26 protein-coding genes are annotated in these 24,701 nt (G+C 69.5%); 20 read left to right on the top strand and 6 right to left on the bottom strand.

What is annotated here, in order from left to right; translation table 11 throughout:
• Nucleotides 1–4: 4 nt before the first annotated feature.
• Both RGI145_RS11295 and RGI145_RS11290 read right to left on the bottom strand, forming a co-directional pair.
• On the bottom strand, nt 5–652 hold the full coding sequence (locus RGI145_RS11295) for a hypothetical protein (RefSeq protein WP_075798411.1): 648 nt from the start codon (nt 650–652) through the stop codon (nt 5–7).
• Between the two features lie 118 nt (nt 653–770).
• Complete coding sequence (locus RGI145_RS11290; protein ID WP_075798410.1) at nt 771–1,076, bottom strand: hypothetical protein; 306 nt, start codon at nt 1,074–1,076, stop codon at nt 771–773.
• Between the two features lie 252 nt (nt 1,077–1,328).
• Between RGI145_RS11290 and RGI145_RS11285 the strand changes: the two genes are divergently transcribed.
• The 10 genes from RGI145_RS11285 (at nt 1,329) to RGI145_RS11240 (ending at nt 12,182) form a co-directional block, all read left to right on the top strand.
• Nucleotides 1,329–2,435 carry an extracellular solute-binding protein gene (locus tag RGI145_RS11285; RefSeq protein WP_075798409.1) on the top strand — a complete coding sequence of 369 codons (1,107 nt, stop codon included), beginning with the start codon at nt 1,329–1,331 and terminating at the stop codon, nt 2,433–2,435.
• Nucleotides 2,436–2,446: 11 nt separating this feature from the next.
• A complete protein-coding gene (locus RGI145_RS11280) occupies nt 2,447–3,493 on the top strand; it encodes an ABC transporter ATP-binding protein (protein WP_208863866.1) in 1,047 nt (348 codons plus the stop codon).
• Nucleotides 3,493–4,326, top strand: coding sequence for an ABC transporter permease (locus RGI145_RS11275; RefSeq protein WP_075798407.1), 834 nt, complete (start codon nt 3,493–3,495; stop codon nt 4,324–4,326). Before RGI145_RS11280 ends, RGI145_RS11275 begins: the two co-directional genes overlap by 1 nt.
• Nucleotides 4,323–5,147: an ABC transporter permease gene (locus tag RGI145_RS11270; RefSeq protein WP_075798406.1), complete on the top strand. Its 825-nt coding sequence runs from the start codon at nt 4,323–4,325 to the stop codon at nt 5,145–5,147. The genes RGI145_RS11275 and RGI145_RS11270 overlap by 4 nt, the downstream gene beginning before the upstream one ends.
• A 44-nt stretch (nt 5,148–5,191) precedes the next feature.
• Entirely contained in the window at nt 5,192–6,394 is a 1,203-nt protein-coding gene (locus RGI145_RS11265; protein WP_075798405.1) for a pyridoxal phosphate-dependent aminotransferase, read from the top strand.
• Between the two features lie 134 nt (nt 6,395–6,528).
• Nucleotides 6,529–7,731, top strand: coding sequence for a pyridoxal phosphate-dependent aminotransferase (locus RGI145_RS11260; RefSeq protein ID WP_075798404.1), 1,203 nt, complete (start codon nt 6,529–6,531; stop codon nt 7,729–7,731).
• Complete coding sequence (locus RGI145_RS11255) at nt 7,728–8,747, top strand: GNAT family N-acetyltransferase (RefSeq protein ID WP_075798403.1); 1,020 nt, start codon at nt 7,728–7,730, stop codon at nt 8,745–8,747. Before RGI145_RS11260 ends, RGI145_RS11255 begins: the two co-directional genes overlap by 4 nt.
• Before the next feature lie 141 nt (nt 8,748–8,888).
• On the top strand, nt 8,889–9,725 hold the full coding sequence (locus RGI145_RS11250; protein WP_208863865.1) for an NAD kinase: 837 nt from the start codon (nt 8,889–8,891) through the stop codon (nt 9,723–9,725).
• 73 nt (nt 9,726–9,798) lie between these two features.
• Nucleotides 9,799–10,563: a trehalose-phosphatase gene (gene otsB / locus RGI145_RS11245; protein ID WP_075798402.1), complete on the top strand. Its 765-nt coding sequence runs from the start codon at nt 9,799–9,801 to the stop codon at nt 10,561–10,563.
• Between the two features lie 116 nt (nt 10,564–10,679).
• A complete protein-coding gene (locus RGI145_RS11240; protein WP_237183046.1) occupies nt 10,680–12,182 on the top strand; it encodes an alpha,alpha-trehalose-phosphate synthase (UDP-forming) in 1,503 nt (500 codons plus the stop codon).
• Here the strand turns inward: RGI145_RS11240 and aat are convergent.
• The 4 genes from aat to aroQ form a co-directional block, all read right to left on the bottom strand.
• A complete protein-coding gene (aat, locus tag RGI145_RS11235; RefSeq protein ID WP_083670616.1) occupies nt 12,071–12,736 on the bottom strand; it encodes a leucyl/phenylalanyl-tRNA--protein transferase in 666 nt (221 codons plus the stop codon). The genes RGI145_RS11240 and aat overlap by 112 nt on opposite strands.
• A gap of 124 nt (nt 12,737–12,860) precedes the next feature.
• Entirely contained in the window at nt 12,861–14,213 is a 1,353-nt protein-coding gene (gene accC, locus RGI145_RS11230; protein ID WP_075798399.1) for an acetyl-CoA carboxylase biotin carboxylase subunit, read from the bottom strand.
• A gap of 10 nt (nt 14,214–14,223) precedes the next feature.
• Entirely contained in the window at nt 14,224–14,691 is a 468-nt protein-coding gene (gene accB, locus RGI145_RS11225; RefSeq protein WP_075798398.1) for an acetyl-CoA carboxylase biotin carboxyl carrier protein, read from the bottom strand.
• Nucleotides 14,688–15,158 (bottom strand): type II 3-dehydroquinate dehydratase, encoded by a 471-nt coding sequence (gene aroQ / locus RGI145_RS11220; protein ID WP_027280399.1) that lies wholly within the window; start codon nt 15,156–15,158, stop codon nt 14,688–14,690. Before aroQ ends, accB begins: the two co-directional genes overlap by 4 nt.
• 164 nt (nt 15,159–15,322) lie before the next feature.
• Between aroQ and thiS the strand changes: the two genes are divergently transcribed.
• The 10 genes from thiS (at nt 15,323) to RGI145_RS25055 (ending at nt 24,568) form a co-directional block, all read left to right on the top strand.
• The gene (gene thiS / locus RGI145_RS26150) at nt 15,323–15,559 is read left to right on the top strand and encodes a sulfur carrier protein ThiS (RefSeq protein WP_156878496.1); all 237 of its coding nucleotides are present in this window, start codon (nt 15,323–15,325) and stop codon (nt 15,557–15,559) included.
• Between the two features lie 5 nt (nt 15,560–15,564).
• Entirely contained in the window at nt 15,565–16,356 is a 792-nt protein-coding gene (locus RGI145_RS11210) for a thiazole synthase (RefSeq protein WP_027280397.1), read from the top strand.
• A 547-nt stretch (nt 16,357–16,903) separates the two neighbouring features.
• Nucleotides 16,904–18,034 carry a type III PLP-dependent enzyme gene (locus RGI145_RS11205; protein WP_075798397.1) on the top strand — a complete coding sequence of 377 codons (1,131 nt, stop codon included), beginning with the start codon at nt 16,904–16,906 and terminating at the stop codon, nt 18,032–18,034.
• A 115-nt stretch (nt 18,035–18,149) separates the two neighbouring features.
• Nucleotides 18,150–18,614, top strand: coding sequence for an Lrp/AsnC family transcriptional regulator (locus RGI145_RS11200; RefSeq protein WP_075798396.1), 465 nt, complete (start codon nt 18,150–18,152; stop codon nt 18,612–18,614).
• A gap of 178 nt (nt 18,615–18,792) precedes the next feature.
• Complete coding sequence (locus RGI145_RS11195) at nt 18,793–20,364, top strand: ABC transporter substrate-binding protein (RefSeq protein WP_075798395.1); 1,572 nt, start codon at nt 18,793–18,795, stop codon at nt 20,362–20,364.
• 83 nt (nt 20,365–20,447) lie between these two features.
• On the top strand, nt 20,448–21,422 hold the full coding sequence (locus tag RGI145_RS11190) for an ABC transporter permease (RefSeq protein WP_075798394.1): 975 nt from the start codon (nt 20,448–20,450) through the stop codon (nt 21,420–21,422).
• Nucleotides 21,419–22,357: an ABC transporter permease gene (locus tag RGI145_RS11185; RefSeq protein ID WP_075798393.1), complete on the top strand. Its 939-nt coding sequence runs from the start codon at nt 21,419–21,421 to the stop codon at nt 22,355–22,357. The genes RGI145_RS11190 and RGI145_RS11185 overlap by 4 nt, the downstream gene beginning before the upstream one ends.
• Nucleotides 22,354–23,379, top strand: a complete 1,026-nt coding sequence (locus RGI145_RS11180; RefSeq protein ID WP_083670612.1) for an ABC transporter ATP-binding protein — start codon at nt 22,354–22,356, stop codon at nt 23,377–23,379. Before RGI145_RS11185 ends, RGI145_RS11180 begins: the two co-directional genes overlap by 4 nt.
• On the top strand, nt 23,376–24,425 hold the full coding sequence (locus RGI145_RS11175) for an ABC transporter ATP-binding protein (protein WP_075798391.1): 1,050 nt from the start codon (nt 23,376–23,378) through the stop codon (nt 24,423–24,425). The genes RGI145_RS11180 and RGI145_RS11175 overlap by 4 nt, the downstream gene beginning before the upstream one ends.
• Nucleotides 24,426–24,430: 5 nt before the next feature.
• Nucleotides 24,431–24,568: a hypothetical protein gene (locus RGI145_RS25055; protein ID WP_156878495.1), complete on the top strand. Its 138-nt coding sequence runs from the start codon at nt 24,431–24,433 to the stop codon at nt 24,566–24,568.
• Nucleotides 24,569–24,701: the final 133 nt, after the last annotated feature.

The raw sequence follows: 24,701 nt of genomic DNA, 5'->3' as shown, positions 1-24,701 counted from the left end.
GGGGTCAGAGCAGCAGGCGGCTGCCGCTCTCGGTCAGGAGCGTGCCGCTGGCCTCGGCGAGCAGTCCGGAGCCCAGGCTCACGGAGAAGGCCGGAGAGAGCAGGAACAGCGTGGGGTCCGCGGCATCCTCGGCACGGATGCGATAGCCCGTGCCGATCGGCGGGCTGTCCAGGATCGCCGTGGCCCGGCCGCCGCTGACCGCCGAGGTGACGGGGCCGGAGACCGTGCCGCCGCCCGCATCGACGATCCGGAAGGACAGGCGGGCGACTGGCCCCTCCACGCTCGCGCCCAGGCTCATCGCCGTGCCCCAGGGAAGGGGAGAGGTGACGGCATCGATCCGGATCGCGCGCGGCACCGGCGTCGCGCTGGTGCCAATGCCGAAGTGCATCGTCGCCTGGAGCGACAGGGCCAGCGGCGCGGTGCCCGTGCCCAGCACCAGGCCGGCGCCCACCGCATTACCGCTCCGGACCGGCAGCAGCGAAAGCCCGTCGGCGCCCTGGAGCAGGATCACGTCGCCGCTCCGCAGCCCGGCGGCCGCGGCGAAATAGCCGGTGGCCAGCACCGCGCTCCGCGTGTCGGCGGTCCTGTAGTACCAGAGCGTCATGCTGCCCGTGCTGGCGAGCGTGAGCAGGCTGGGGCTCGCGAAGGCCATGCGATCTCCTCTTGCGGCGCGGCGAGGCGGGGCGCGCCGTGGATGGCCATGCGCCCGGACATGCGGGATGGGATGGGCCTCCGCCGGGGGCGGCCCACCGGTGATCAGGCGGGAAGGGTCAGGACAGGCGGGCGGTGACGGCGATGCCGAAGCGCCCAGCCGCCGTGCGGCTCAGCCGCAGGGGCGCGGAGACCGAATCCAGCACCAGCCCGTTGCCCACGGCTCCCCCGTCGCGCATCGGCAGGAAGGACATCCCATCCGCCGAATGCAGGATCACCACATGCCCCGGCAGCAGCCGGTCCGCGGCGGCCGCGAAATACCCGCTCGCCAGCACGGCGGCCCGGCTGTCGCCGGTGCGGTAGTCCCAGATCGAGAAGGAACCCGCACTGACCAGTGCGGTGAGCGAACTGGCATCGAAGGACATCGGCGCTCCCTGGGTGGAAAGCCGCGCGGCCACGCGCCGGCCGGGGCGCGGGGGCGCTCCGGCCGGGGGAGGGTGGGCTGCGGCATGTGGGGGGATACCGGGCGGACATGGCTCGCCCGTTGGCTGTTTCTCCCTAGAGGAACCGTATCCTCATGTCAACGAATTTATTCCTATTATCCGCACTGTTCCGCCCGGCCCGGCGCTGTTCTAGGCTTGCTTCCGCATCCCCCGACCACGGAGCCTTCCCGCCTCATGCGCCTGCCCGTGCGCCGCCTCGCCCTCGGCCTCTTCCTGTCCCTCCTGGCCCTTCCTGCGGCAGTCCAGGCCCAGGAACGCGTGATCAACGTCTACAACTGGACCGACTACATCGACCCCAAGGCCATCGAGCGCTTCCAGGCGGAGACCGGCATCACCGTCCGCTACGACGTCTTCGACAGCCTGGAAACGCTGGAGGCCAAGCTCTCCGCCGGCCGCTCCGGCTATGACGTGGTGGTCCCGACCTCGGAACCGAGCTTCGCCCGCCTCGTCCGCGCCAAGGCACTGCGCGCGCTCGACCGCGCGCAGATCCCGAACTTCGCCAACCAGGACCCGGCGCTGCTCCAGCGCGTCGCCAGCAGCGATCCCGGCAACGCGCATGGCGCTATCTATCTCTGGGGCACGATCGGCATGGGCCTGCGCCCGGACAGGATCCGCGCCCTGGCCCCCGACGCGCCGCTCGACAGCCTCGACCTGCTGCTGAAGCCGGAGAACGCGAAGCGCATCGCCGGCTGCGGCATCGCCTTCATGGACAGCGGCATCGACGTCATCCCCTCCGTGCTGCACTGGCTCGGGAAGGACCCGAATTCCGGCGCGGCGGAGGATCTCGCGGCGGCGGAGAAGGCGCTGCTGGCCATCCGCCCGCATGTGCGCGCCATCATCTCCTCCGGTGCCCTCGCCGACGCGCTGGCGAATGGCGAGTACTGCGCCGTCTTCGGCTATTCCGGCGACGTCATCCAGGCGCGCGTCCGGGCCGAGGCCGGCGGGCGTGCCGACGGCCTGACCTATGTGCAACCGAAGCAGGGCGCGCAGCTCTGGTTCGACATGCTGGCCATTCCCGCCGATGCGCCGCATCCGGAGGATGCGCAGCGCTTCATCGACTTCCTGCTGCGGCCCGAGGTCATCGCCGGCGTCACCAACCAGGTACGCTACCCCAATGCCGTGCCCGCCTCGCGCGCGCATCTCAGCCAGGCGGTGCTGGACGATCCCAACGTCATCCCGACGCCGGAGATGATCGCCCGCACCTTCACCGTCACCGCCCCGCCCCCCGCCGCCGAGCGTGCCCGCGCCCGGCTCTGGACCCGCTTCAAGGCCGGACGCTGAGAGAGGCCAGGTTGAGCGCACCACCGCTGCTGCGCCTGTCCGGCGTCACCCGCCGCTTCGGCGCGCTGGCGGCACTGGACGGGCTGGACCTCGCCATGCCGGCGGGGGAGTTCCTGACCCTGCTGGGCGGCTCCGGCTCCGGGAAATCCACGCTGCTGCGCGTGATCGCCGGATTCGAGCGCGTGGATTCCGGCCGCGTGCTGCTGGACGGCGAGGATCTCGCTCCGCTGCCGCCGCACCGGCGCCCGGTGAACATGATGTTCCAGTCCTACGCGCTGTTCCCGCATCTGAGTGTCTTCGACAACATCGCCTATGGGCTGCGGCGGGAAGGGCAGGGGCGCGCCGCCATCGCGGGGCGCGTGGAGCGCCTCGTCGCCCTGCTGCACCTTCAGGGGCTGGAAAGGCGGCGCCCCGACGTGCTTTCCGGCGGCCAGCGCCAGCGCGTCGCCTTGGCCCGTGCCCTGGCCCGCCGCCCGCGCCTGCTGCTGCTCGACGAGCCCCTGGCCGCCCTCGACGCCAATCTGCGGGAGCGCACCGGCTTCGAACTCCGCGCCCTGCAGCGCGAGACCGGCGCGGGCTTCATCATGGTCACGCACGATCAGGCGGAGGCCCTGTCCCTCGCGGATCGGGTCGCCGTCCTGGCCCAGGGCCGCATCGCGCAGATCGGCCCGCCCGCCGAAATCTATGCCCGCCCGGCCACGCGCTTCGTCGCGGGCTTCCTCGGGGCCGCCAATATCCTGGAAGGCCGCCGCACCCCCGATGGCGCGCTGGATTGCGCCGCCGCCGCCGCGACCCTGCGTGCCCCGGCGCCGCTGCCGGAAGGCACCGCCGCCTGCGCCCTGCGGCCGGAAAGCCTGCGTCCGACCGAGCGGGAGGGCGAGAACACTGCCACCGGCCGGGTCGAGGAGGCCGCCTTCCGCGGCGGCGACAGCCTGGTCCTGCTCCGCCTGCCCGGCGGCGCCACGCTCCGCGCCGCGCTGCCCGGCCTGCCGCCGGAACGCGGCATGATCCTGCGCCTGGGCTGGGATGCCACCGCCGTGGTCCCGCTGGCCGAGTGATGCGCCGCCTCTTCCTGCCCCCCGTCGCGCTCTGGCTCGCCCTGCTGGTGGCGGCGCCGCTGCTTCTCCTGCTGGCGCTGGCTTTGTCCTGGCAGAGCGAGGGCCTGCCACCTTTCGACCCGCCCTGGAACGACCAGGGCATCAATACGGACAACTTCGCCCTGATCCTGGGCGATCCCTATTACCGCGCCGCCTTCTGGCAATCGCTGGAACTGGCCGCCGTCACCGCCACGCTCTGCCTGCTGGTCGCCCTGCCCATGGCGCTCGCCATCGCCCGCGCCCGCCGGTCGCGCCTGCTGCTGGGCCTCGTGCTCCTGCCGCTCTGGACGGGCTTCCTGCTGCGCGTCGGCGCCTGGATCGGGCTGCTGCGGGACGAGGGCTGGATCAACGGCCTGCTGCGCGGCCTCGGGCTGATCGAGCAGCCCCTGGCCCTGCTCTATACCCCGCTCGCCCTCTATCTCGGCATGGTCCACGCCTACCTGCCCTTCGCGGTGCTGCCGCTCTATGCCGCCTTCGCCCGCCTGGACCCGTCGCTGGAGGAAGCGGCCGCCGATCTCGGTGCCGGGCCGACACGCGCCTTCCTCACCGTGACCCTGCCACTGGTCCTGCCCGGGGCGCTGGCGGCCTTCCTGCTGGTCTTCATCCCCGCCGCCGGCGAATACGTCGTCCCGGAACTGCTCGGCCCGCCCGGGGCCCTGCCGCTGGGCCGCGCCCTCTTCACCGAGTTCTTCCAGAACCGCGACTGGCCCGTGGCCGCCGCCCTGGCCTGCGCCCTGCTGGCGCTCCTTCTGCTGCCCATCCTGCTTTTCCAGCGGCTGGGGCGGGGCGAATGACGCCCTCGGGCCTGCTGCCCGCCTGGGCGCGCATCGGTCTCTGGCTGGGCCTGGCCTTCCTCTGGCTGCCGGTCCTGCTGCTGGTTTTCTACGCCTTCAGCGCCGATCCCGTGCCCTTCCGCTGGAGCGGCTTCTCCCTGCGCTGGTTCCGCGAGCTCGCCGCCGACGAGCGGCTGCTGGAGGCCGCCTTCCTCTCGCTCCGCATCGCCGCCGGCGCCGCCACCCTGGCCATGCTGCTGGGCGGCGCCACAGGCTGGCTCCTGGCGCGCGGCGGCGCCTTCCGGGGCCGTGCCCTGCTCGGCGCCCTGTCCGGCGCGCCGCTGGTGCTGCCGGAGGTCGTCACCGGCCTCTCGCTTCTCCTGCTCTTCGTCATGCTGGAGGCCGCCACCGGCTGGCCGCGGGGCAGGGGCGCCGGCACCATCCTCCTGGCCCATGCCACGCTGGGCGCCGCCTATGCCGCCGTCGTGGTCCAGGCCCGCCTCGCCCGGGGCGGGCGCGAGCTGGAGGAAGCCGCCGCCGATCTCGGCGCCACGCCCGCCACGGTCTTCCGCACCGTCACGTTGCCGCTGATGGCGCCCGCCCTGGCGGCCTCCTGGCTGCTCGCCTTCACCCTGTCGCTGGATGACGTCGTGCTGGCCAGCTTCCTGTCCGGCCCGGCCTCGACCACCCTGCCGGTGGCTCTGTTCTCCATGCTGCGCCTGGGCATGACGCCGAAGGTCAACGCCCTGGCCGTGCTGATCCTGGCCGCCGTCGGCCTTGCTTTGCTGCTCGCGGCAGCCCTGACGCGCGGGCGGGTTGCCCGGGGCAGGGGCGGCGACTAGGGTTCCGCCGCCTTATCCCCGACCTCGAAAGCCCTGGAAGACCCATGACGCTGACCGCCGAGCGGATGGACCGCATCTCCCCCTCCCAGACCATCGTCGTCACGCAGAAGGCGCGCGCCCTGAAGGCCGCCGGGCGTGACGTGATCAGCCTCAGCGTCGGCGAGCCGGATTTCGAGACCCCGCAGAACATCAAGGACGCCGCGATCCGGGCGATCCAGGATGGCGACACCCGCTACACCGACGTCGCCGGCACCATGACGCTGCGCAAGGCGGTGGCGGCGAAGTTCGAGCGTGACAACGGCCTGACCTACAAGCCCGAGGAGATCGTCGTCTCCACCGGCGGCAAGCAGGTGATCTTCAACGCCATGCTCGCCACGATCGACGATGGCGACGAGGCCATCGTCCCCGCCCCCTGCTGGGTCAGCTACCCCGACATCATCGCGCTCGCCGGCGGCAAGCCGGTGATCGTCCCGGCCGGGCAGAACCAGGGCTTCAAGATCACGCCGGAGCAGCTTGAGGCCGCGATCACGCCCAAGACCAAGTGGCTGATCCTGAACAACCCCTCCAACCCGACCGGCGCCGCCTATTCCGAGGCGGAGCTGAAGGGGCTGGCCGAGGTGCTGCTGCGCCACCCGCAGGTCTGGATCTTCACCGACGACATCTACGAGAAGCTCGTCTATGGCGGTTTCGCCTTCAAGACGATCGCCCAGGTGGAGCCCCGCCTGAAGGAGCGCACCGTCACCATGAACGGCTGCTCCAAGGGCTATGCCATGACCGGCTGGCGCATCGGCTTCGCCGGCGCGCCGATCGCGCTGATCAAGGCGATGGACAAGCTGCAGGGGCAGAGCACCTCCAACACCTCCTCCATCTCCCAGGCCGCCGCCGTGGAGGCGCTGAACGGCCCGCAGGAGAGCGTGGAGACCATGCGCCAGGCTTTCGAGCGCCGCCGCGACCTCGTGGTGCGCCTGCTGAACCAGGCCCCCGGCATCCGCTGCGCGACCCCCGACGGCGCCTTCTACGTCTTCCCCGACATCGCCGGCTGCATCGGCAAGACCACTGCCTCGGGCAAGAAGATCGAGACGGACGAGGATTTCGTCACCGCGCTGCTGGAGGATGAAGGCGTCGCCGCCGTGCACGGCTCGGCCTTCATGTTCCCCGGCCATTTCCGTGTCTCCTACGCGACTTCGGACGCGGTCCTGGAAGATGCCTGCAACCGCATCAAGCGGTTCTGCGAAGGGCTGAAGTAGCCCCATGCCCGGCGCGATCCGCCCCGCCCGGTGGCGGATCGCGCCCGCTTTTCCCCGGAACCCGCGCCGCATCCTCACCGCCCGGATGCGATGCGCCGTCCGTCCACAACGTTCCTGCCGAGACTGATCCGACCATGCCCGCCCTTGCCACCCGCCTGACGGAAATCCCGGTCGCCCCTTCCGTGGCCATGTCCATCAAGGCGCGCGAGATGAAGGCCCAGGGCCATCAGGTCATCAGCCTCACCGTCGGCGAGCCCGATTTCGCCACGCCCCCGCATGCCATCGAGGCCGCGAACCGCGCCGCGCTCGAAGGGCTGACCAAGTACCCGCCGCAGGACGGCGTCCGCGCGCTGAAGGAAGCGATCCAGCGCAAGTTCCGCCGCGAGAACAAGCTCGACTACGCGCTGAACGAGATCATGGTCGCCAATGGCGGCAAGCAGATCATCACCAACGCCTTCCTCGCCACCTGCGATGTGGGCGACGAGGTGCTGATCCCCTCGCCCTACTGGATCAGCTACGCCATGCAGGCGAAGCTGGCCGGCGCCGACGCGAGTTTCGTTTCCTGCCCGCAGAACAACGGTTTCAAGCTGCGGCCGGAGGATCTGGAGGCGGCGATCACGCCGAAGACCAAGTGGCTGGTCCTCAACTTCCCGAACAACCCGACCGGCGCCGCCTGCTCCCGCGCGGAGATGCAGGCCCTGGCCGAGGTGCTGCTGCGCCATCCGCATGTCTGGATCATGTCCGACGATATGTACGAGCACCTCGTCTATGACGGCTTCGAGTTCTGCACCATCGCCGAGGTCGAGCCCCGCCTGAAGGACCGCGTGCTGACGCTGAACGGCGTTTCCAAGACCTATGCGATGACCGGCTGGCGCATCGGCTATGCCGGCGGCCCCGCGCCGCTGATCAAGGCCATGGTGACGATGCAGGGCCATCTCACCGGCGGCGTCTCCACCGTCGGCCAGGCGGCCGCCACCGCGGCGCTGGAGGGGCCGCAGGAACTGGTGGCCGAGCGCGCGCATGCCTATCGCGAGCGCCGCGACTTCCTCGTCGAGCGGCTGAACACGATCCCCGGCATCGCCTGCCACAAGCCCGAGGGCGCCTTCTACCTCTTCCCCAATATTGGTGGCTGCCTGGGCCGCACCACGGCGGGCGGCAGGGTGCTGGAGACGGACACCGACTTCGCCATGGCCCTGTTGGAGGAACAGCACGTCGCCACTGTCGCCGGCGCGGCCTATGGCATGAGCCCCTATCTGCGCCTGTCCTACGCCACGGGCATGGAACAGCTCGCCGAAGCCTGCGCCCGCATCGACCGTTTCTGCCGGGGACTTTCGTGAGCGACGGCACCGCCGCCATTCCGCCCGTCCAGATCCGCGAGGGCGCCGACAGCGACGCGGAGGGCTTCATCCGCCTGATCGGCGATGCCTGGGCGGAGTACCCGAACTGCATCCTGGACGTGGATGGCGAGAATCCCGAGCTCCGCGCCCTGGTTACGCATTTCGACAAGGTGGGCGGCGCCGTCTGGACGGCGGAGCAGGGCGGCGAGGTGGTCGGCATGGTCGCCGTCCGTCCCCTCGGCTCCGACAATGCCTGGGAGATCTGCCGCGTTTATGTCCGCCGCGACCAGCGCGGCACCGGGCTGGCGCACAGGCTGCTCGACATCGGCGAGAAGCGCGGCCTCGATGCCGGTGCGGAGCGCCTTGTGCTCTGGACGGACACGCGCTTCGACGCGGCGCATGCCTTCTACGAGAAGCGGGGCTATGTCCGCTCCGGCTCGATCCGCATCCTGGACGACATCTCCAAGTCGCTGGAATTCCGCTACGCCAAGCCGGCGCGCGGCCTGGTCGTGGAGGCGCTGGATGCCGCCGCCGCCGCCAGTGCGGAGCGCCGCCTCGCCGCCATCCTGGTGGACTGCGTGGATGCCGGCGCCTCTGTCTCCTTCCTGCCGCCCCTGTCCAGGGAGGCGGCGCGGTCCTTTTGGCGCAACATTTCCTCCGACGTCGCCACCGGCAAGCGCCTCCTCCTCGCCGCCTGGTCGGAGGGGCAGATCGCCGGCACGGTGCAGCTCGTCCTCGACACGCCGCCCAATCAGCCGCACCGGGCCGAGATCGCGAAGCTGCTGGTGGACCCGGCCTTCCGCCGTCGCGGCATTGCCCGCGCCCTGATGCGCAAGGCCGAGCAGGCGGCACGCGGCGTCGGCCGCAGGCTGCTGACCCTCGACACCCTGAGCGACGGCCCGGCCGAGGCCCTCTACCGCGAGATGGGCTGGACCGAGGCGGGTCGCATCCCTGGCTACGCGCTCGACGCCCAGGGCGTCCCGCACGGCACCACCCTCTTCTGGAAGGCCCTCTGAGGCACCCGCTCCGCCAGCCGGGCTTGCGGGCGCCGTCCGGGCAGCGTCCTATGTCCCTCCCGCAGGAGCGAAGGACCCCGACCATGCGCCGATCGCCGTCGCCCGGATGCCGCTTCCGCCTGGATCTCCGGGGCCTCTGACATGGGCCCCGACCATGGCCTGCCGAATCCCGGCCCACACGGCGCCGAATCCACGTCTCCCCTGCCGCCGGACCTGCGGGGCCGGATTTCCTTCCTCTGCGCCGGATCGGAGAAGGCCGTCGCTGCCCGCGCGCGCCTGATCTCGCGCTATGGCGACGCGCAGCCGGACGAGGCCGCGGTGGTGGTGGCGATGGGCGGCGACGGCTGCATGCTGGAAACGCAGCACAAGCTGCTGGGCCGCAACCTGCCCGTCTATGGCATGAACTGCGGCAGCGTCGGCTTCCTGATGAACGAGTTCCGCGAGGACGACCTGCCGGAGCGTCTCGCTGCCGCGCAGGCGGCGGTGCTGCACCCGCTGCGCATGCTGGCCACCGATGCCAGGGGCGAGGTCCAGACCGGCCTCGCCATCAACGACGTGAACCTGCTGCGCGAGACACGTCAGGCGGCCAAGATCCGCATCACCGTGGACGGCAAGATCCGCCTCGCCGAGCTGATCTGCGACGGTATCCTTGTCTCCACCCCGGCCGGCAGCACCGCCTACAACCTGTCCGCGCATGGCCCCATCGTCCCGCTCGGCGCCAACCTCCTGCCGCTCACGCCGATCAGCGCCTTCCGTCCGCGCCGCTGGCGTGGTGCGCTGCTGCCTTCCGAGTCCGTGGTGATCTTCGACATCCTGGAACACGAGAAGCGGCCCGTCGCCGCGGTGGCCGACTACACCGAGGTCCGCGACGTGACCCGTGTCGAGGTGCGCGAGGACAGGAGCGTGGCGCTGACCATGCTCTTCGATCCTGATCACGGTCTCAGCGAGCGCATCGTCGCGGAACAATTCACGGTCTGACCCTACAAGAATCTGTCATTCCCGCCTCATTCGCCTTGCGCCCGCCACACTTCCCCCGGAAGAGGGACGCCTCATGGCTGACGTGATTCCAGAGGCTGGCCTGCCGCCTCTCCCCGGTCCCGAATCCGCCCTCTTCCTCGATTTCGACGGCACGCTGGTCGAGATCGCGGCGCGCCCGGATCTCGTGGTGGTGCCGCCCGACCTGCCCTCGGTGCTCCAGCGCCTGTCCAACGCGCTGGGCGGCGCGCTGGCGATCGTGACGGGCCGGGGGCTGGAGGTCGTGCGCGGCTTCCTGCCCGTGCCCGGCCTCGTCGTGGCCACCGAGCACGGGGCGGTGCTCGACCCGCCGGACGCGGCCTCGCCGCCGCTGCCATCCCCACCCGCCGCGTGGCGGGAGGCCGCCGACCGCTTCGCCGCCGCCCATCCCGGCGCCCTGGCCGAGCACAAGCGCCATGGCCTCGTGCTGCACTACCGCCTGGCGCCCGAGGCTGGCGAGGCGGCCCATGCCCTGGCGGAAGCCATGGCGGCCGAGCTGCCGGACGACTTCCGCGTCGTCCCGGCCCATGCTGCCTACGAGGTCCGCCCGCGCTTCGCCGACAAGGGCAAGGCCGTCCACCGGCTCATGGCCCGGGCCGCCTTCGCCGGGCGCAAGCCGATCTTCGTGGGCGACGACGTGACGGACGAGGACGGCATCACCGCCGCCTATGCCATGGACGGCATCGGCTACCGCATCCCGGAGGACTTCTCCGGCCAGCCCGCCCGTTTCCGCGCCTGGCTCGCCCGGGCCGCCGATGCGCTGGAGGCGGGGCAGGGGCCACGTCGGCCCGGCGGGGGCTGAGGCATCCCCATGCAGCCCCCGTTGCGAAACCGAGCCTGTCCGCGCGTCGTTCTTTCCCTGGGGAAGCGGTTCATTTCACCGATCGGGACGATCAAGAAGATCTGGGAGGAGGGGCTGTGGGACGCCTAGTCGTCGTATCCAACCGTGTGGCCGTGCCGAAGCGGGACGACCCCCCTGCGGCGGGCGGCCTCGCTGTTGCTCTCAAGGAAGCCTTCAAGGCTCGCGGCGGCATGTGGTTCGGCTGGAGTGGCCATGTCGTCGGCGAGGAGCCCGGCCCGGCCAAGACGGTCCGGCGCTCCGGCGTTGACTACACCGTCTTCGACCTGACCGACGACCAGTATCGCGGCTTCTATGTCGGCCATGCCAATGGCGTGCTCTGGCCGCTCTTCCACTTCCGCCTCGGCCTCCTGACCTATGACCGCCAGCAGGCGGAGGTGTACCGGGACGTGAACCGCGAATTCGCCCGCCGCCTTCTGCCGCATCTGCGTCCCGACGATACGATCTGGGTGCATGACTATCAGCTCATCCCTCTGGGCGCGGAGTTAAGGGCCCTGGGGGCGAAGCAGCGCATCGGCTATTTCCACCACATTCCCTTCCCGCCCTGGGCCCTCTTCTCCGCCCTCCCGGATTCCGACCAGATCCTGCACGACCTGCTGGCCTATGACCTCGTGGGCGTGCAGTCGCGCCGCGACCTTCAGGGCCTGATCGACTGCATGAACCAGGGCACCGGCATGCAGGTGCCGGCGGATGAGACGGTGCGCTTCCGTGGCCGCGAGACCCGATTGCAGGCCCATCCCATCGGCATCGCCACCCGGGAGTTCAACGAGACCGCCGCCCGGGCCGCACGTGGCTCGGAAACCCGCCGCCTTGTCGCCAGCCTGGGGCACCGGGATCTCGTGATCGGCGTGGAGCGGCTGGACTACACCAAGGGCCTGCCGGAGCGGTTGCGCGCCTTCGCCGCCCTGCTGGCGGAATACCCGCAGCATCGCGGCCACGTCACCTATCTCCAGATCGCCGCCAAGTCCCGCGACGACATCGAGAGCTACCGTGACCTGCGGCGGGAGATCGACCGCCTCGCGGGCACGATCAACGGCGACTATGCCGATCCGGACTGGACGCCCGTGCGCTACGTCGCCCGCGCCCTGTCGCGCGACTGCCTCGCCGGCTTCTATCGGGTCTCCAAGGTGGGACTGGTGACACCGCTGCGCGACGGCATGAACCTCGTCGCCAAGGAGTATGTGGCGGCACAGGACCCAGAGAGTCCCGGCGTCCTCGTGCTGTCCCGCTTCGCCGGTGCGGCCGAGAACATGCCGGAAGCCCTGCAGGTCAACCCGCTCGATCCCGTGGGAGTCGCCTCGGCCATCCACAATGCGCTGGAGATGCCGCTGGAGGAGCGGCGGGAGCGGCATGCCGCCATGTACCGCAGGCTGGAAACCCAGAATGTCGGCGTCTGGGCCAAGGCCTTCCTGGAAGCCCTGGAACTCCCCGACGCTGCCCCGGCCGCGTCTCAGCCGGAGCCGGACCTCAGGGTGCGGACCCAGTACTCGACCTCCTCGGCGGGCAGTTCGCGCTCCCATCGCGCCAGCACCCGCAGCGAACTGGCCAGCCGCGCCTTGTAGTCGGCCTGCGGCACCTCGACCGCGCCGAAGCGGGCGAGGTGCGAGGTCAGGAACTGCGTGTCCAGCAGGGTGAAGCCGCCCCGCCGCAGGCGGATCACCAGATGCACCAGGGCAGTCTTGGAGGCATCCGTCTCGCGGGAAAACATGCTTTCCCCGAAGAAGGCCCCGCCGAGCCGGATGCCATAGAGGCCGCCCACCAGCCGCCCCTCCCGCCAGGTCTCGATGGAATGGGCGTGTCCGAGCCGGTGCAACTCGTTGAAGAGCGCCTCCACCTCGGGATTGATCCAGGAATCCTCGCGCCCAGGCGCCGGGGCGGCGCAGCCCGCCAGAACCTCGGCGAAGGCCCGGTCCGCCGTCACCGTGAAGCGGCCGGACAGCACCGTACGCGCCAAACGCTTGGAAAGATGGAAACCCTCCAGCGGCAGGATGCCCCGCTGCTCCGGGTCCAGCCAGAAGAGCCGGTCGGAAGCCCGGCCCTCCGCCATCGGGAAAAGCCCCGCGGCATAGGCACGCAGGACGAGGTCTGGGGTGATCGCGATCCCGCGCCGGCTCATCGGCGCCCATCCTGCCATGCCCGGCGCCGCACTGCACCACCCGCCGTGCTTCCCGTTTCCGCGAACCGACCTTGGCTCACCCTTCCGGGCGGCACCGCGTGCGGCCCACCCGGAAGCGGAACGGTCAGGCCCCCTCGGACTCGCGGGCCACGAACTTCTCCAGCCAGTGGATCGTGTAGTCGCCCGACTGGAATTCCGGGTCGTCCATGATCTTCTGGTGCAGGGTCAACGTCGTGTTGATGCCGTCCACCACCGTCTCGTCCAGGGCGCGGCGGGCGCGGGCAATCGCCTCCTGCCGGTTCGCGCCATAGACGATCAGCTTGGCCACCAGGCTGTCGTAATAAGGCGGCACGTTGTAGCCGGCATAGAGCGCGCTATCCATCCGCACGCCCAGCCCGCCCGGCGCGTGGAAGGTCGTGACCCGGCCAGGGCTCGGCGCGAAGGTCAGCGGGTCCTCCGCCGTGATGCGGCACTCGATGGCATGGCCCTGGAAGCGGATCTCCTCCTGCCCGTAGCCGAGCTTCTCGCCGGCCGCGATGCGGATCTGCTCCTTCACCAGGTCGATGTTGCAGACCATCTCGGTGACAGGATGCTCCACCTGCAACCGGGTGTTCATCTCGATGAAGGCGAACTGCCCGTCCTGCCACAGGAATTCCAGCGTGCCCGCGTTGCGGTAGCCGAGCTGCTTCAGGGCGTTCGTCACCGTGTTGCCGAGCGCGTTGCGGTCCTCGGCGGTGAGCACCGGGCTCCCGGCCTCCTCCACGAGCTTCTGGTGGCGCCGCTGCAAGGAGCAGTCGCGCTCACCCAGATGCACCACGCTGCCGTGGTTGTCGGCCAGGACCTGCATCTCGATATGGCGCGGCCGGTCGAGATACTTCTCCATATAGACGGCGTCGTCGCCGAAGGCCGCCTTGGCCTCGGTGCGCGCCACCTGCCAGGCTTCCTCCAGCTCGTCCGCCGAGCGTGCCACCTTCATGCCGCGCCCGCCGCCGCCCGCCGCCGCCTTGATCAGCACCGGGTACAGGATCTGGTCGGCGACCTCGCGCGCCTCCTCGATGGAGGCCAGCGCCCCCGGCGAGCCAGGTACCAGCGGCACGCCCAGGCTGCGCATCGCATCCTTGGCGGCGATCTTGTCGCCCATCATGCGGATGTGTTCCGCGGTCGGACCGATGAAGGTCAGGCCATGCGCCTCCACCATCTCGGCGAAGCGGGCGTTCTCCGACAGGAAGCCATAGCCCGGGTGGATCGCCTCCGCCCCGGTGATGGTGGCCGCCGCCAGGATGTTGGCGACGTTCAGGTAGCTCTCGCGCGGCGAGGGCGGGCCGATGCACACGCTCTCATCGGCGAGGCGAACGTGCATCGCCGTGGCATCGGCCGTGGAATGCACCGCCACCGTGCGGATGCCCATCTCCTGGCAGGCCCGGTGGATGCGGAGCGCGATCTCGCCCCGGTTGGCGATCAGGATCTTGCGGAACACGTGGCCGCCCTTACTCGATCACCATCAGCGGCTCACCGAATTCCACCGGGGTCCCGTTCTCGATCAGGATGCGGGTCACGGTGCCGGACTTGGTGGCCTTGATCTGGTTGAAGGTCTTCATCGCCTCGATCAGCAACAGGGTCTGCCCGGCGTTCACCTGCTGGCCCTGTGTGATGAAGGGCGCCGCGCCCGGCTCGGGCGAGAGATAGGCCACGCCCACCATCGGCGAGGTCACCGCATTGGCATGCGACACCGGCGCCTCGGCAGGGGCGGGTGCGACCGCCGCGGGCGCGGGGACCGGCGCGGCCTGCATCGCGGGTGCCGCCATCTGGGTCATCATCGGGGCGGCCACGGTCACCTCCCGGGCCACGCGGATGCGGCTGTCCTTCTCGACCAGCTCGATCTCGGTCAGATCGGTCTGTCGCAGGATCTCGGCGAGTGCCTTGATGGCGTCGGGGTCGAAGGAAAGGCCGCTCATGCGTCGTCGTCCAGTTCGGTCTGTGCGGTCGCCAGCATGTCCGCCATGGCCCGGAGCGCCAGGGCATAGCCCTGTGGTCCCAGCCCGCAGATCACGCCGGTCGCCGCGCGGGAAACGTAGGAGACATGCCGGAACGCCTCCCGCCGGTGGATGTTGGTGAGATGGACCTCGATCACCGGCAGCCGGACCGCCACGAGGGCATCCAGCAGGGCGATGGAGGTGAAGGAATAGCCCGCCGGGTTGATCACGATCCCGGAGGCCCGCCCACGGCATTCCTGAACCCAGGACACCAGCTCGCCCTCGCCATTGGTCTGGCGGAAGTCGATGGCCAGCCCCTCCTGGTCCGCGACCTCGGCGCAGAGCGCCTCGATGTCGTCGAGCGTATCGGCCCCGTAGATCTTGGGCTCACGGGTGCCGAGCAGGTTCAGGTTGGGGCCGTTCAGGACAGCGATCAGGGGCGGGGACAAGGTTGTGACCTCTTGAACCGCGCGGGGCTAGCAGGGCGCGAGGGAAGGGGCAAGCACGGCCTGCATCTTCGCATCTGCGAGAAGGCCTCGGAGTCACCCCGGAGAATGCCCGGATTGCCCGCAAGGCGCTTGCGTCCCGACCGGGAGCGCGCCACATCCGACCCATGTCAGAGATCACCTCCGCCACCCGGCCGGACACGATCCGGATCACGGTCAACGGCGAAGCGCGCCATGTTCCGCAGGGTGCCGGGCTCGTCGTCCTGCTGGCCGGGCTCGGCCTCGACACCCGCAAGGTCGCGGTCGAGCGGAACGAGGAGATCGTGCCGCGCTCGGCCTATGCCACGACGCGGCTGGAGGCCGGGGATTCCCTGGAAATCGTGCACTTCATCGGCGGAGGCTGAGGCTCATGGACGGCATTCAGACGGCGGATGACGGCTGGGAGGTGGCCGGCCGCCGGTTCCGCTCGCGCCTCATCGTCGGCACCGGCCGCTACAAGTCGCTGGAAGAGACGGCCGAAGCTATCGAGGCCTCCGGCGCCGAGATCGTCACGGTCGCGGTGCGGCGGGTGAACCTGTCCGACCCCGGCGCGCCGATGCTGCAGGATTTCGTTCCGCCCGACCGCTATACCTATCTCCCCAACACCGCCGGCTGCCACACCGCGAAGGATGCCGTCCGCACCCTGCGACTGGCACGCGAGGCGGGGGGGTGGAACCTGGTGAAGCTGGAGGTGCTGGGCCCGCCGCCCTTCCTCTACCCGGACATGAAGGCGACGCTGGAGGCCGCCGAGGCCCTGATCGCCGATGGGTTCGAGGTCATGGTCTATTGCGCCGACGATCCGGTGGCGGCGAAGCGGCTGGAGGAGATGGGCTGCGTCGCCATCATGCCTCTGGGTGCCCCGATCGGCTCCGGCCTGGGCGTGGCCAACCCCTTCATGATCCGCTCCATCAAGGAGCAGGCCAAGGTCCCCGTGCTGGTGGATGCCGGCATCGGCACGGCCTCGGAGGCTGCCTTCGCCATGGAACTGGGCTGCGACGCCGTGCTGCTGAACAGCGCCATCGCCCATGCGAAAGACCCGGTCCGCATGGCCCGCGCCATGAAGGCTGCTGTGGAGGCCGGCCGCCATGCCTTCCTCGCCGGCCGGATGCCGCGCAACTACGCCGCCGATCCGTCCTCCCCGACCGGCGGCCTGATCCGCTGATCCCCGGCCGGGGGAGGGGCCCCATCCCCCGGCCACTCCGGTAGGACCGCCCCCGGCAATCCAGGTACCGTGAGCGGCCCTTTCCGCTCGGCCTGCTATCGTCCTCCCTGCGGATTCTCCCGATTCCCGGCCACTCGGCGCCCGGCCGGGAAGCCCCCGCGCCGCATCCATCCGGGGTAGATTTGCGTCCGTCTCGCGACAGGCCTGCGATAGACGCCGGTCTGACCGGAAGACTCCCGGCCAAAGCCATGAACGGCCGGTGAATAAGCCGGACGGCCAAGGAAAACATGGGAGGGCTTTCCGGCCCCCAAACTTTTTCTGCGGAAAAAAAACGGCCATAGCCGGAATTGCCACTTGTGCCGCACCCAGCCTGCCTCTATCTGCCCGTCCAACGCAGTACGCACGTGCCTCTGGCCCTGGGTGGTTACGCAACGACGTCAAGCGTCCTGGCAACCTCTGGTCGCTGGTTCGTTCGACCGTTCGCAACACTGACAGGGCCGGCTGCCGGAAAGGCGGCTGCCCTGCCGCTTTCTGGGAGGGTGCCGCGATGACCCCCAAGATCGCCCAATTCCTGCGCGACGCCGCGCCGGCCACTCCCTGCCTCGTCCTCGACGTGGATCGGGTGGAGGAGAACTACCGCCGCCTGCGGGCCGCCATGCCGCAGGCCCGCATCTACTACGCGGTGAAGGCCAACCCCGCCGCGCCGATCCTCGACCGTCTGGTCGGCCTCGGCTCCAGCTTCGATGCCGCCTCCTACGAGGAGATCTCGGCCTGCCTCGACGCTGGTGCCGCGCCGGATTCCATTTCCTACGGCAACACCATCAAGAAGGAATCCGCCATCAAGGCGGCCTTCGACCGTGGCATCCGCATGTTCGCCTTCGACTCCGAGGGTGAGCTGAAGAAGCTCGCCCGCTCGGCCCCCGGCGCCCGCGTCTATTGTCGCATCCTGGTCGGCAATGACGGCGCCGAGTGGCCGCTCAGCCGCAAGTTCGGCTGCGAGATCGAGATGGCAAAGACGCTGATGATCCAGGCCGCCGAGCTTGGCCTCGATCCCTTCGGCCTGTCCTTCCATGTCGGCTCCCAGCAGACCAAGACCACCGCCTACGAGGCGGCGATCGCCAAGGCTGCCATGCTCTTCACCGACCTGCAGGAAGCGGGGGTCAAGGTGCGCATGGTGAACCTGGGCGGCGGCTACCCCGTCCGCTACCGGGCCGAGGTGCCGGAGATCGACGCCTTCGGCGCCGCCATCATGGGCGCGATGGCGCAGCATTTCGGCAATGCCCTGCCGGACATCGTCATCGAGCCGGGCCGCTTCATCGTCGGCGACGCGGGTGTGGTCTCCGCTGAGGTCGTGCTGGTCTCCCGCAAGGCCGAGAACGACCCGGTCCGCTGGGTCTATCTCGACATCGGCCGCTTCGGCGGCTTGGCCGAGACGGAAGGCGAGTCGATCAAGTACGACTTCCGCACCCCGCATGATGGCGAGGACGAGGGGCCGGTGACGATCGCGGGGCCGACCTGCGACAGCACCGACACCCTCTACGAGAAGTCCAACTACCGCCTGCCCCTGGCCCTCGATGCCGGGGACCGGATCGAGCTGCTGGCCACCGGCGCCTATGTGACGACCTACGCCAGCCAGCGCTTCAATGGCTTCGCGCCGCTGGCCGAGCACTACGTCTGACGATGGCGGGGAGGGGCTTTCCTCCCCAGCCGCGAACGCACGGCCCGGCCCGCTTCCGCAGCGAGCCGGGCCGTTCGTCTTTTCGGAATGTGACAAGCCGGGCTAGGCTGCGGTCATGGACGAGATCGACCGCAATATCCTTATCGCCGTGCAGCAGGACGGGGCGGCCGGGCTCGCGGAACTCGCCAAGATCGCCGGGCTCTCCGTTTCCGCCACGGCCGAGCGGGTGAAGCGGCTGGAGGAGCGCCACACCATCCGCGGCTGGCGGGCCGACCTGGACCCCGCCGCGATCGGCTGCCCACTCCTCTCCTTCGTCTTCGTCGGCATGCGTGCCGGCCGCGACGGCGCGGATTTCCGGGAAGCCGTGCAGACGCTGGAGCCCGTGCTCGAATGCCATTCGGTGACGGGGGGCTGGTCCTGGCTGCTCAAGCTGCGCCTGCCCGATCTGGCGGCCCTGGAGCAGTTCGTGGACCGCGAGATCCGCACGCTCCCCGGGGTGGAGCGCACCGAGACCATCGTGGCCACCGCCACAGCCAAGGAGACCTCCATCCTTCCCGTCGCGGAGGCGGACGAGGACTGATCCCCGAGGGCCATCCAGCATGGACCGCCTGTGCCGGAACCAAAATGTTTCGCCGGACGATCCTTTGACGATAATTTGTCCTTGTTCTGTCCGAAAGCTGGCGACCGCATTGCAGGGCTGCTAGAACCCCGCAGCATAGACATATTCGCGTCCGAAGTTGTCGGGAGCTCCCTTGGACATGACAGTTCGTCTCGTGGCGGCGGGTTTTGCCGCCCTTGTGGCATTGACGGGCCCCGGCCGGGCGCAGGAGCTGAACCTTGCGGTCGGCGCGCCGGTCACCTCGCTCGACCCTCACTACCATGCGCTTTCGCCGAACTACGCCGTGGCGGACATGCTCTTCGACAGCCTGACCACCTTCGACGCGAAGGGCCGGCTGCAGCCGCGCTTGGCCGAGAGCTGGAAGCCGGTGGCCGAGGATGTCTGGGAGTTCAAGCTGCGCCCCGGGGTGGAGTTCCATAACGGCAACGACTTCACCGCCGAAGACGTGGCCTTCACGCTGGAGCGCGTGCCCAACGTCCCGAACAGCCCTTCCTCCTATGCTATCTATACACGCGGGGTGAAGCGGGTGGAGATCGTCGATCCGCTGACGATCCGCCTGCACACGGACGGCCCCTATCCGCTGCTCGCCACCGACCTCGCCCAGGTCGAGATGCTGGACCGCGAGACCCACCAGGGCGCGGGGACCGAGGATTTCAACAGCCTCAAGGTCGCCATCGGCACCGGCCCCTTCCGCGTCACTTCCTACCGGAACGGCGACCGCATCATCTACGAGCGCAATGAGAGCTATTTCGGCGAGAAGCCGGTCTGGAAGAAGGTCACCTACCGCATGATCCCGAATGACGGCGCCCGCACCGCGGCGCTGCTTTCGGGCGATGTGGACTTCATCGACCAGGTGCCGACCAGCGACCTCGCCAAGCTGTCCAAGGACAGCCGCGTGCGGATGAGCGAGGCGGACGGGCTGCGCCTGATCTTCCTGTTCCTGGACCATCTCCACCCCCAGTCACCCTTCATCACCGACAATGCGGGCAAGCCGCTGGAGAAGAACCCGCTCAAGGAGCTGAAGGTCCGTCAGGCGCTGTCGATGGCCATCGACCGGCAGGCGATCACCCAGCGGGTCATGGAAGGCGCCGCCGCCCCGACCGCGCAGTTCCTCTCCATCGGCGCCTTCGGCTCGGTCCCCGGCCTGCAGCCCGCCAAGGCCGACCCGGAGGGCGCGAAGAAGCTGCTCGCCGAGGCCGGCTATCCGGACGGCTTCCGCATCGTGCTGAGCGGCCCCAACGACCGCTACATCAACGACGCCCGCATCATCCAGGCGATCGGCCAGATGTGGGCCCGGATCGGCATCCGCGCCCAGGTCGATGCCCAGCCCTGGGCCGCCTATGTGCAGAAGGCGGCCCGCCGGGACATCGCGGCCGGCCTCGTCGGCTGGAGTATCTCCTCGGGCGAGGCGACCTCCCCGCTGCGCGCCCTGCTTGCCACCCCGACACCGGAAAAGGGCTGGGGCACCTCCAACCGGGGCTCCTACAGCAACCTCGCCATGGATGCGAAGCTGGCACAGTCGTTGCAGACGCTGGACGATGACAAGCGCGAGCAACTGCTGCGCGAGGCCAGCCAGATCGCGCTCGACGACGTGGGGATCATCCCGATTCACATCCAGAAGAACATCTGGGCGATGCGCCCGACCCTGGTGCACGAGGCCCGTGCCGATGAACTGACCCGGGCGCAGGATATCCGCCCGGCTGCCCAGTAAATGGGCAGATTCTGCACCTACGGAATTTCCAGCCCGGCGGCGCGGCCCATCCGCGCCGTCCGGGACCATGACGAGTTGAATCCATGACCGTTTACCTCCTGCGCCGGCTGATCCAGGCGGCTCTCGTGATGCTGGCGATGTCGGTCATCGTCTTCGTCGGCGTCTATGCCATCGGCGACCCGGTGGAGATCCTGATCAGCCCCGATGCCGACCAGATGGAGCGCGAGCGGGCGATCAAGGCGCTCGGCCTCGATCTGCCGCTCTGGATGCAGTACCTCTCCTTCCTCGGCAACGCGCTGCACGGCGACCTCGGCCGCAGCTTCGTGTTCAACGAGCCCGCCCTGCAGCTGATCCTCCAGCGCATGCCGGCGACGTTGGAACTCGCCCTCGGCGCCACCTTCCTGGCCCTGATCATCGGCATCCCGCTCGGCCTCTATGCCGGGCTCAAGCCGCATTCGCCGATCTCCTCCGGCATCATGGCGGGCTCCATCCTGGGCTTCTCGCTGCCGACCTTCTGGGTCGGGCTGATGCTGATCATGGTCTTCGCCGTGCAGCTCGGCTGGCTGCCCTCCACGGGCCGCGGCCAGACGGCGGAGTTCCTGGGCGTGCATTGGTCCTTCCTGACCCGGGACGGGCTGGCGCACATGGCCATGCCGGCGCTGAACCTCGCCTTGTTCAAGATCTCCCTGGTCGTGCGCCTGACCCGTGCCGGCGTGCGCGAAACCATGCTGATGGACTTCGTGAAGTTCGCGCGCGCCAAGGGGCTGACCAACAGCCGCGTGATCTTCGTGCATGTCTTCAAGAACATCCTGATCCCGGTCATCACCGTGGTCGGGCTGGAACTCGGCTCCACCATCGCCTTCTCGGTGGTGACGGAAAGCGTCTTCGCCTGGCCGGGCATGGGCAAGCTGATCATCGACAGCATCAACGTGCTCGATCGCCCGGTGATCGTGGCCTATCTCATGATCATCGTCTTCATGTTCATCATCATCAACCTGACCGTGGATCTGATGTATTCCGCGCTTGATCCGCGCGTCCGGCTGGAGGGCAAGGCATGAGCGCCACCGCCGCCAAGCCCGGGGCCACCGCCCCGGCCGCCGCCACGCCCGCTCCGAAGGTCGAGACCCCCTTCAAGCGCTTCGTCCGCGACTTCGCCTCCTCCAAGCTGGCGATGTTCGGGCTGATCGTCTTCACGATCATCGTGCTGCTGGCGATCCTCGCGCCCTGGATCTCACCGCAGAACCCCTACGACCTCGCCCAGCTCGACATCATGGACGGGCGGCTGGAGCCGGGGTCGCGCAATGCCGACGACACCATGACCTACTGGCTCGGCACGGATGACCAGGGCCGCGACATGCTCTCGGGCATCCTCTACGGGCTGCGCATCAGCCTGATCGTGGGCGCCGGCTCCGCCATCTGCGCCGCGCTGGTGGGGGCCTCGCTCGGCATGCTCGCTGCCTATGCCGGCGGCCGCACCGACACCTTCATCATGCGGCTGGTGGACCTCCAGCTCTCCTTCCCCTCGATCCTCGCCGCGCTGATGATCCTGGCCTTCCTCGGCAAGGGCGTCATGAACGTGGTGCTGGCGCTGATCATCGTGGAATGGGCCTACTACGCCCGCACCGTGCGCGGCACGGCGCTGGTGGAACGGCGGCGCGAATACATCGAGGCGGCGCAGTGCCTCGCCCTGCCGACGCACCGCATCATCTTCCGCCACCTGCTGCCGAACTGCCTGCCGCCGCTGATCGTGGTCGGCACCATGCAGGTGGCCCGCGCCATCGCGCTGGAGGCGACGCTCTCCTTCCTTGGCCTCGGCGTGCCCATCACCGAGCCTTCGCTCGGCCTGCTGATCTCCAACGGCTACGAGTACATGCTCTCGGGCAAGTACTGGATCTCCTTCTATCCTGGCATCGCGCTGCTCGTGACCATCGTCTCGATCAACCTCGTGGGCGACCATCTGCGCGACGTGCTGAACCCGAGGCTGCAGAAATGAGCGCCGCCAAGCAATCTCCCATGGGGGTTCCTGCCACCAGCGCCGCCCCGACGCTGGAGGTCCGCGACCTCCAGACCCACTTCTTCACCCGCGCCGGCGTGATCAAGGCGGTGGACGGCGTCTCCTTCTCCGTCGGCCGCGGCAAGGTGCTGGGCCTCGTCGGCGAGTCCGGCTCCGGCAAGTCCGTCACCGGCTTCTCCATCATGCGCCTGGTCGATCCGCCGGGCCGCGTGGTGGGCGGTCACATCCTGTTCCAGGGCCGTGACCTCGCCACCATCCCGGAGGAGGAGATGCGGCAGCTTCGCGGCAACCGCATCGCCATGATCTTCCAGGACCCGATGATGACGCTCAATCCGGTCCTGCGCATCGACACCCAGATGATCGAGACGCTGCAGGCGCACGAGAAGATCTCGCGCGAGGATGCCCGCCAGCGGGCCCGCGACACGCTGGGCATGGTCGGCATCCCCAGCCCGGACGAGCGGCTGAGATCCTATCCGCACCAGTTCTCCGGCGGCATGCGGCAGCGCGTGGCCATCGCCATCGCCCTGCTGAATCGTCCCGAGCTGATCGTGGCGGACGAGCCCACCACGGCGCTCGATGTCACCATTCAGGGGCAGATCCTGGCCGAGGTGCAGAAGCTCGCCGCGAACACCGGCACCTCGCTGATCTGGATCACCCATGACCTCTCCGTGGTCGCCGGCCTCGCCGATGACCTTGCGGTGATGTATGCCGGCCGCGTCGTCGAGTACGGCGATGTGGGGGAGACGCTGGACGCGCCCCTGCATCCCTACACGGTCGGGTTGCTGGGTTCCGTGCCCAGCCGCAACAAGCGCGGTGAGCCGCTGCGGCAGATCCCGGGCATGACGCCCTCGCTGCTTAGCCTGCCGCCTGGCTGCCCCTTCCAGGCGCGCTGCCCCCGGGCGGCCGAGAAGTGCCGCGAGTACCCGGCCCTGGACGAGAAGCTGCCCAACCGCCTGGCCCGCTGTTTCTTCCCCCATTTCGAACGCGCGGAGGCCGCATGAGCACCACGCTCGACCGCCCTGACGCCGTCGCCGCCCGGAGCCTGGGCGCGCCCATCATCGAGGTGAAGGGCGTTTCCCGCCGCTTCAGCAAGACCCTCGACTTCGCTGGCAAGATCGCGAAGAAGATCGGCGCCCCTATCCGGGAGGAGACCGTCCATGCCGTGGACAAGGTTGATCTCACCGTCCGCAAGGGCGAGGTGGTCGGCCTGGTCGGTGAATCCGGCTGCGGCAAGTCCACGCTCGGCCGCATGGTGGCCGGCATCCTGCCGCCCTCGGATGGCGAGATCCTCTGGCGCGGCCGCGACCGGGCCACGCTCTCCGCGAAAGAGGCACGCGAGGCCAAGCTCCGCGCGCAGATGATCTTCCAGGACCCGATGTCCTCGCTGAACCCGCGTCTGCGGGTTACCGACATCGTGGGGGAGGCGCCGCTGGTCCATGGCATGACCACGCGCTCCGGCCTCGATGCCTATGTGGACGAGCAGCTTCGCCGCGCCGGCCTCGACCCGGCCTACAAGCGCCGATACCCGCACCAGTTCTCCGGCGGCCAGCGCCAGCGCATCGGCATTGCCCGTGCGCTCGCCGTGCAGCCGGAATTCCTGGTCTGCGACGAATCCGTGGCGGCGCTGGACGTCTCGATCCAGGCCCAGGTGCTGAACCTGTTCATGCGCCTGCGGCAGGAGCTGGACCTCACCTACCTCTTCATCAGCCACGACCTGGGCGTGGTGGAACACCTCTCCGACCGGGTCGTGATTATGTATCTCGGCCGGGTGGTGGAGGAAGCGCCGGCGGAGGAGGTCTTCGCCCGCGCCAACCACCCCTATACCCAGTCGCTGCTGGCCGCCGTGCCGCGCATCGAGGCCCGGAAGAAGAGCTTCGCTGTGGTCCAGGGCGAGATTCCCTCGCCGCTGAACCCGCCGAAGGGCTGCCACTTCCACCCCCGCTGCCCGCATGCCTTCGACCGTTGCCGGCTGGAGGTGCCCGTGCTGAAGGAGATCGCGCCGGGGCACCGTTCGCGCTGCCACCTGAACGACCTGCCGGCGGTATGATGGCGATGAGGCGCCTTGTCCTCGCGCTTCTCGCCTTGGCGTTTGCCACACTGCCCCTGGCGGCCTGCCAGCGCCCGGCGAATGACGGCAGCAGCCCTCGTGGCGCCTATGTGGGCGGCTCCGCCGGCGTCAACGCGCGCTGAGCTTCGATGGCGCGGGCAGGGGGCTTGTGCTTCTGCCCATGTCCCGACAGGAACGGGTTCCGGCCCATCCCAAGGCCGTAACCCTCCCCGGGGTTCCGCCGCGGGACAGGCCGGGACCGCGCCTGGAGCGGGA

It is taken from the genome of Roseomonas gilardii (genome assembly GCF_001941945.1).
Taxonomy (GTDB): Bacteria; Pseudomonadota; Alphaproteobacteria; order Acetobacterales; family Acetobacteraceae; genus Roseomonas.
This window is presented reverse-complemented; position numbering and strand designations above follow the sequence as displayed.

Bases quoted from the DNA above. Each gene is read 5' to 3' on its own strand.
- RGI145_RS11285 (WP_075798409.1), top strand. From the start codon at position 1,329: ATGCGCCTGCCCGTGCGCCGCCTCGCCCTCGGCCTCTTCCTGTCCCTC.
- RGI145_RS11275 (WP_075798407.1), top strand. From the start codon at position 3,493: ATGCGCCGCCTCTTCCTGCCCCCCGTCGCGCTCTGGCTCGCCCTGCTG.
- accB (WP_075798398.1), bottom strand. From the start codon at position 14,691: ATGAGCGGCCTTTCCTTCGACCCCGACGCCATCAAGGCACTCGCCGAG.
- RGI145_RS11290 (WP_075798410.1), bottom strand. From the start codon at position 1,076: ATGTCCTTCGATGCCAGTTCGCTCACCGCACTGGTCAGTGCGGGTTCC.
- RGI145_RS11180 (WP_083670612.1), top strand. From the start codon at position 22,354: ATGAGCGCCGCCAAGCAATCTCCCATGGGGGTTCCTGCCACCAGCGCC.
- RGI145_RS11260 (WP_075798404.1), top strand. From the start codon at position 6,529: ATGCCCGCCCTTGCCACCCGCCTGACGGAAATCCCGGTCGCCCCTTCC.
- RGI145_RS25055 (WP_156878495.1), top strand. From the start codon at position 24,431: ATGAGGCGCCTTGTCCTCGCGCTTCTCGCCTTGGCGTTTGCCACACTG.
- aat (WP_083670616.1), bottom strand. From the start codon at position 12,736: ATGAGCCGGCGCGGGATCGCGATCACCCCAGACCTCGTCCTGCGTGCC.
- RGI145_RS11295 (WP_075798411.1), bottom strand. From the start codon at position 652: ATGGCCTTCGCGAGCCCCAGCCTGCTCACGCTCGCCAGCACGGGCAGC.
- RGI145_RS11270 (WP_075798406.1), top strand. From the start codon at position 4,323: ATGACGCCCTCGGGCCTGCTGCCCGCCTGGGCGCGCATCGGTCTCTGG.
- RGI145_RS11250 (WP_208863865.1), top strand. From the start codon at position 8,889: ATGGGCCCCGACCATGGCCTGCCGAATCCCGGCCCACACGGCGCCGAA.
- RGI145_RS11185 (WP_075798393.1), top strand. From the start codon at position 21,419: ATGAGCGCCACCGCCGCCAAGCCCGGGGCCACCGCCCCGGCCGCCGCC.
- RGI145_RS11175 (WP_075798391.1), top strand. From the start codon at position 23,376: ATGAGCACCACGCTCGACCGCCCTGACGCCGTCGCCGCCCGGAGCCTG.
- RGI145_RS11195 (WP_075798395.1), top strand. From the start codon at position 18,793: ATGACAGTTCGTCTCGTGGCGGCGGGTTTTGCCGCCCTTGTGGCATTG.
- RGI145_RS11200 (WP_075798396.1), top strand. From the start codon at position 18,150: ATGGACGAGATCGACCGCAATATCCTTATCGCCGTGCAGCAGGACGGG.
- RGI145_RS11210 (WP_027280397.1), top strand. From the start codon at position 15,565: ATGGACGGCATTCAGACGGCGGATGACGGCTGGGAGGTGGCCGGCCGC.
- RGI145_RS11265 (WP_075798405.1), top strand. From the start codon at position 5,192: ATGACGCTGACCGCCGAGCGGATGGACCGCATCTCCCCCTCCCAGACC.
- otsB (WP_075798402.1), top strand. From the start codon at position 9,799: ATGGCTGACGTGATTCCAGAGGCTGGCCTGCCGCCTCTCCCCGGTCCC.
- RGI145_RS11205 (WP_075798397.1), top strand. From the start codon at position 16,904: ATGACCCCCAAGATCGCCCAATTCCTGCGCGACGCCGCGCCGGCCACT.
- thiS (WP_156878496.1), top strand. From the start codon at position 15,323: ATGTCAGAGATCACCTCCGCCACCCGGCCGGACACGATCCGGATCACG.
- RGI145_RS11190 (WP_075798394.1), top strand. From the start codon at position 20,448: ATGACCGTTTACCTCCTGCGCCGGCTGATCCAGGCGGCTCTCGTGATG.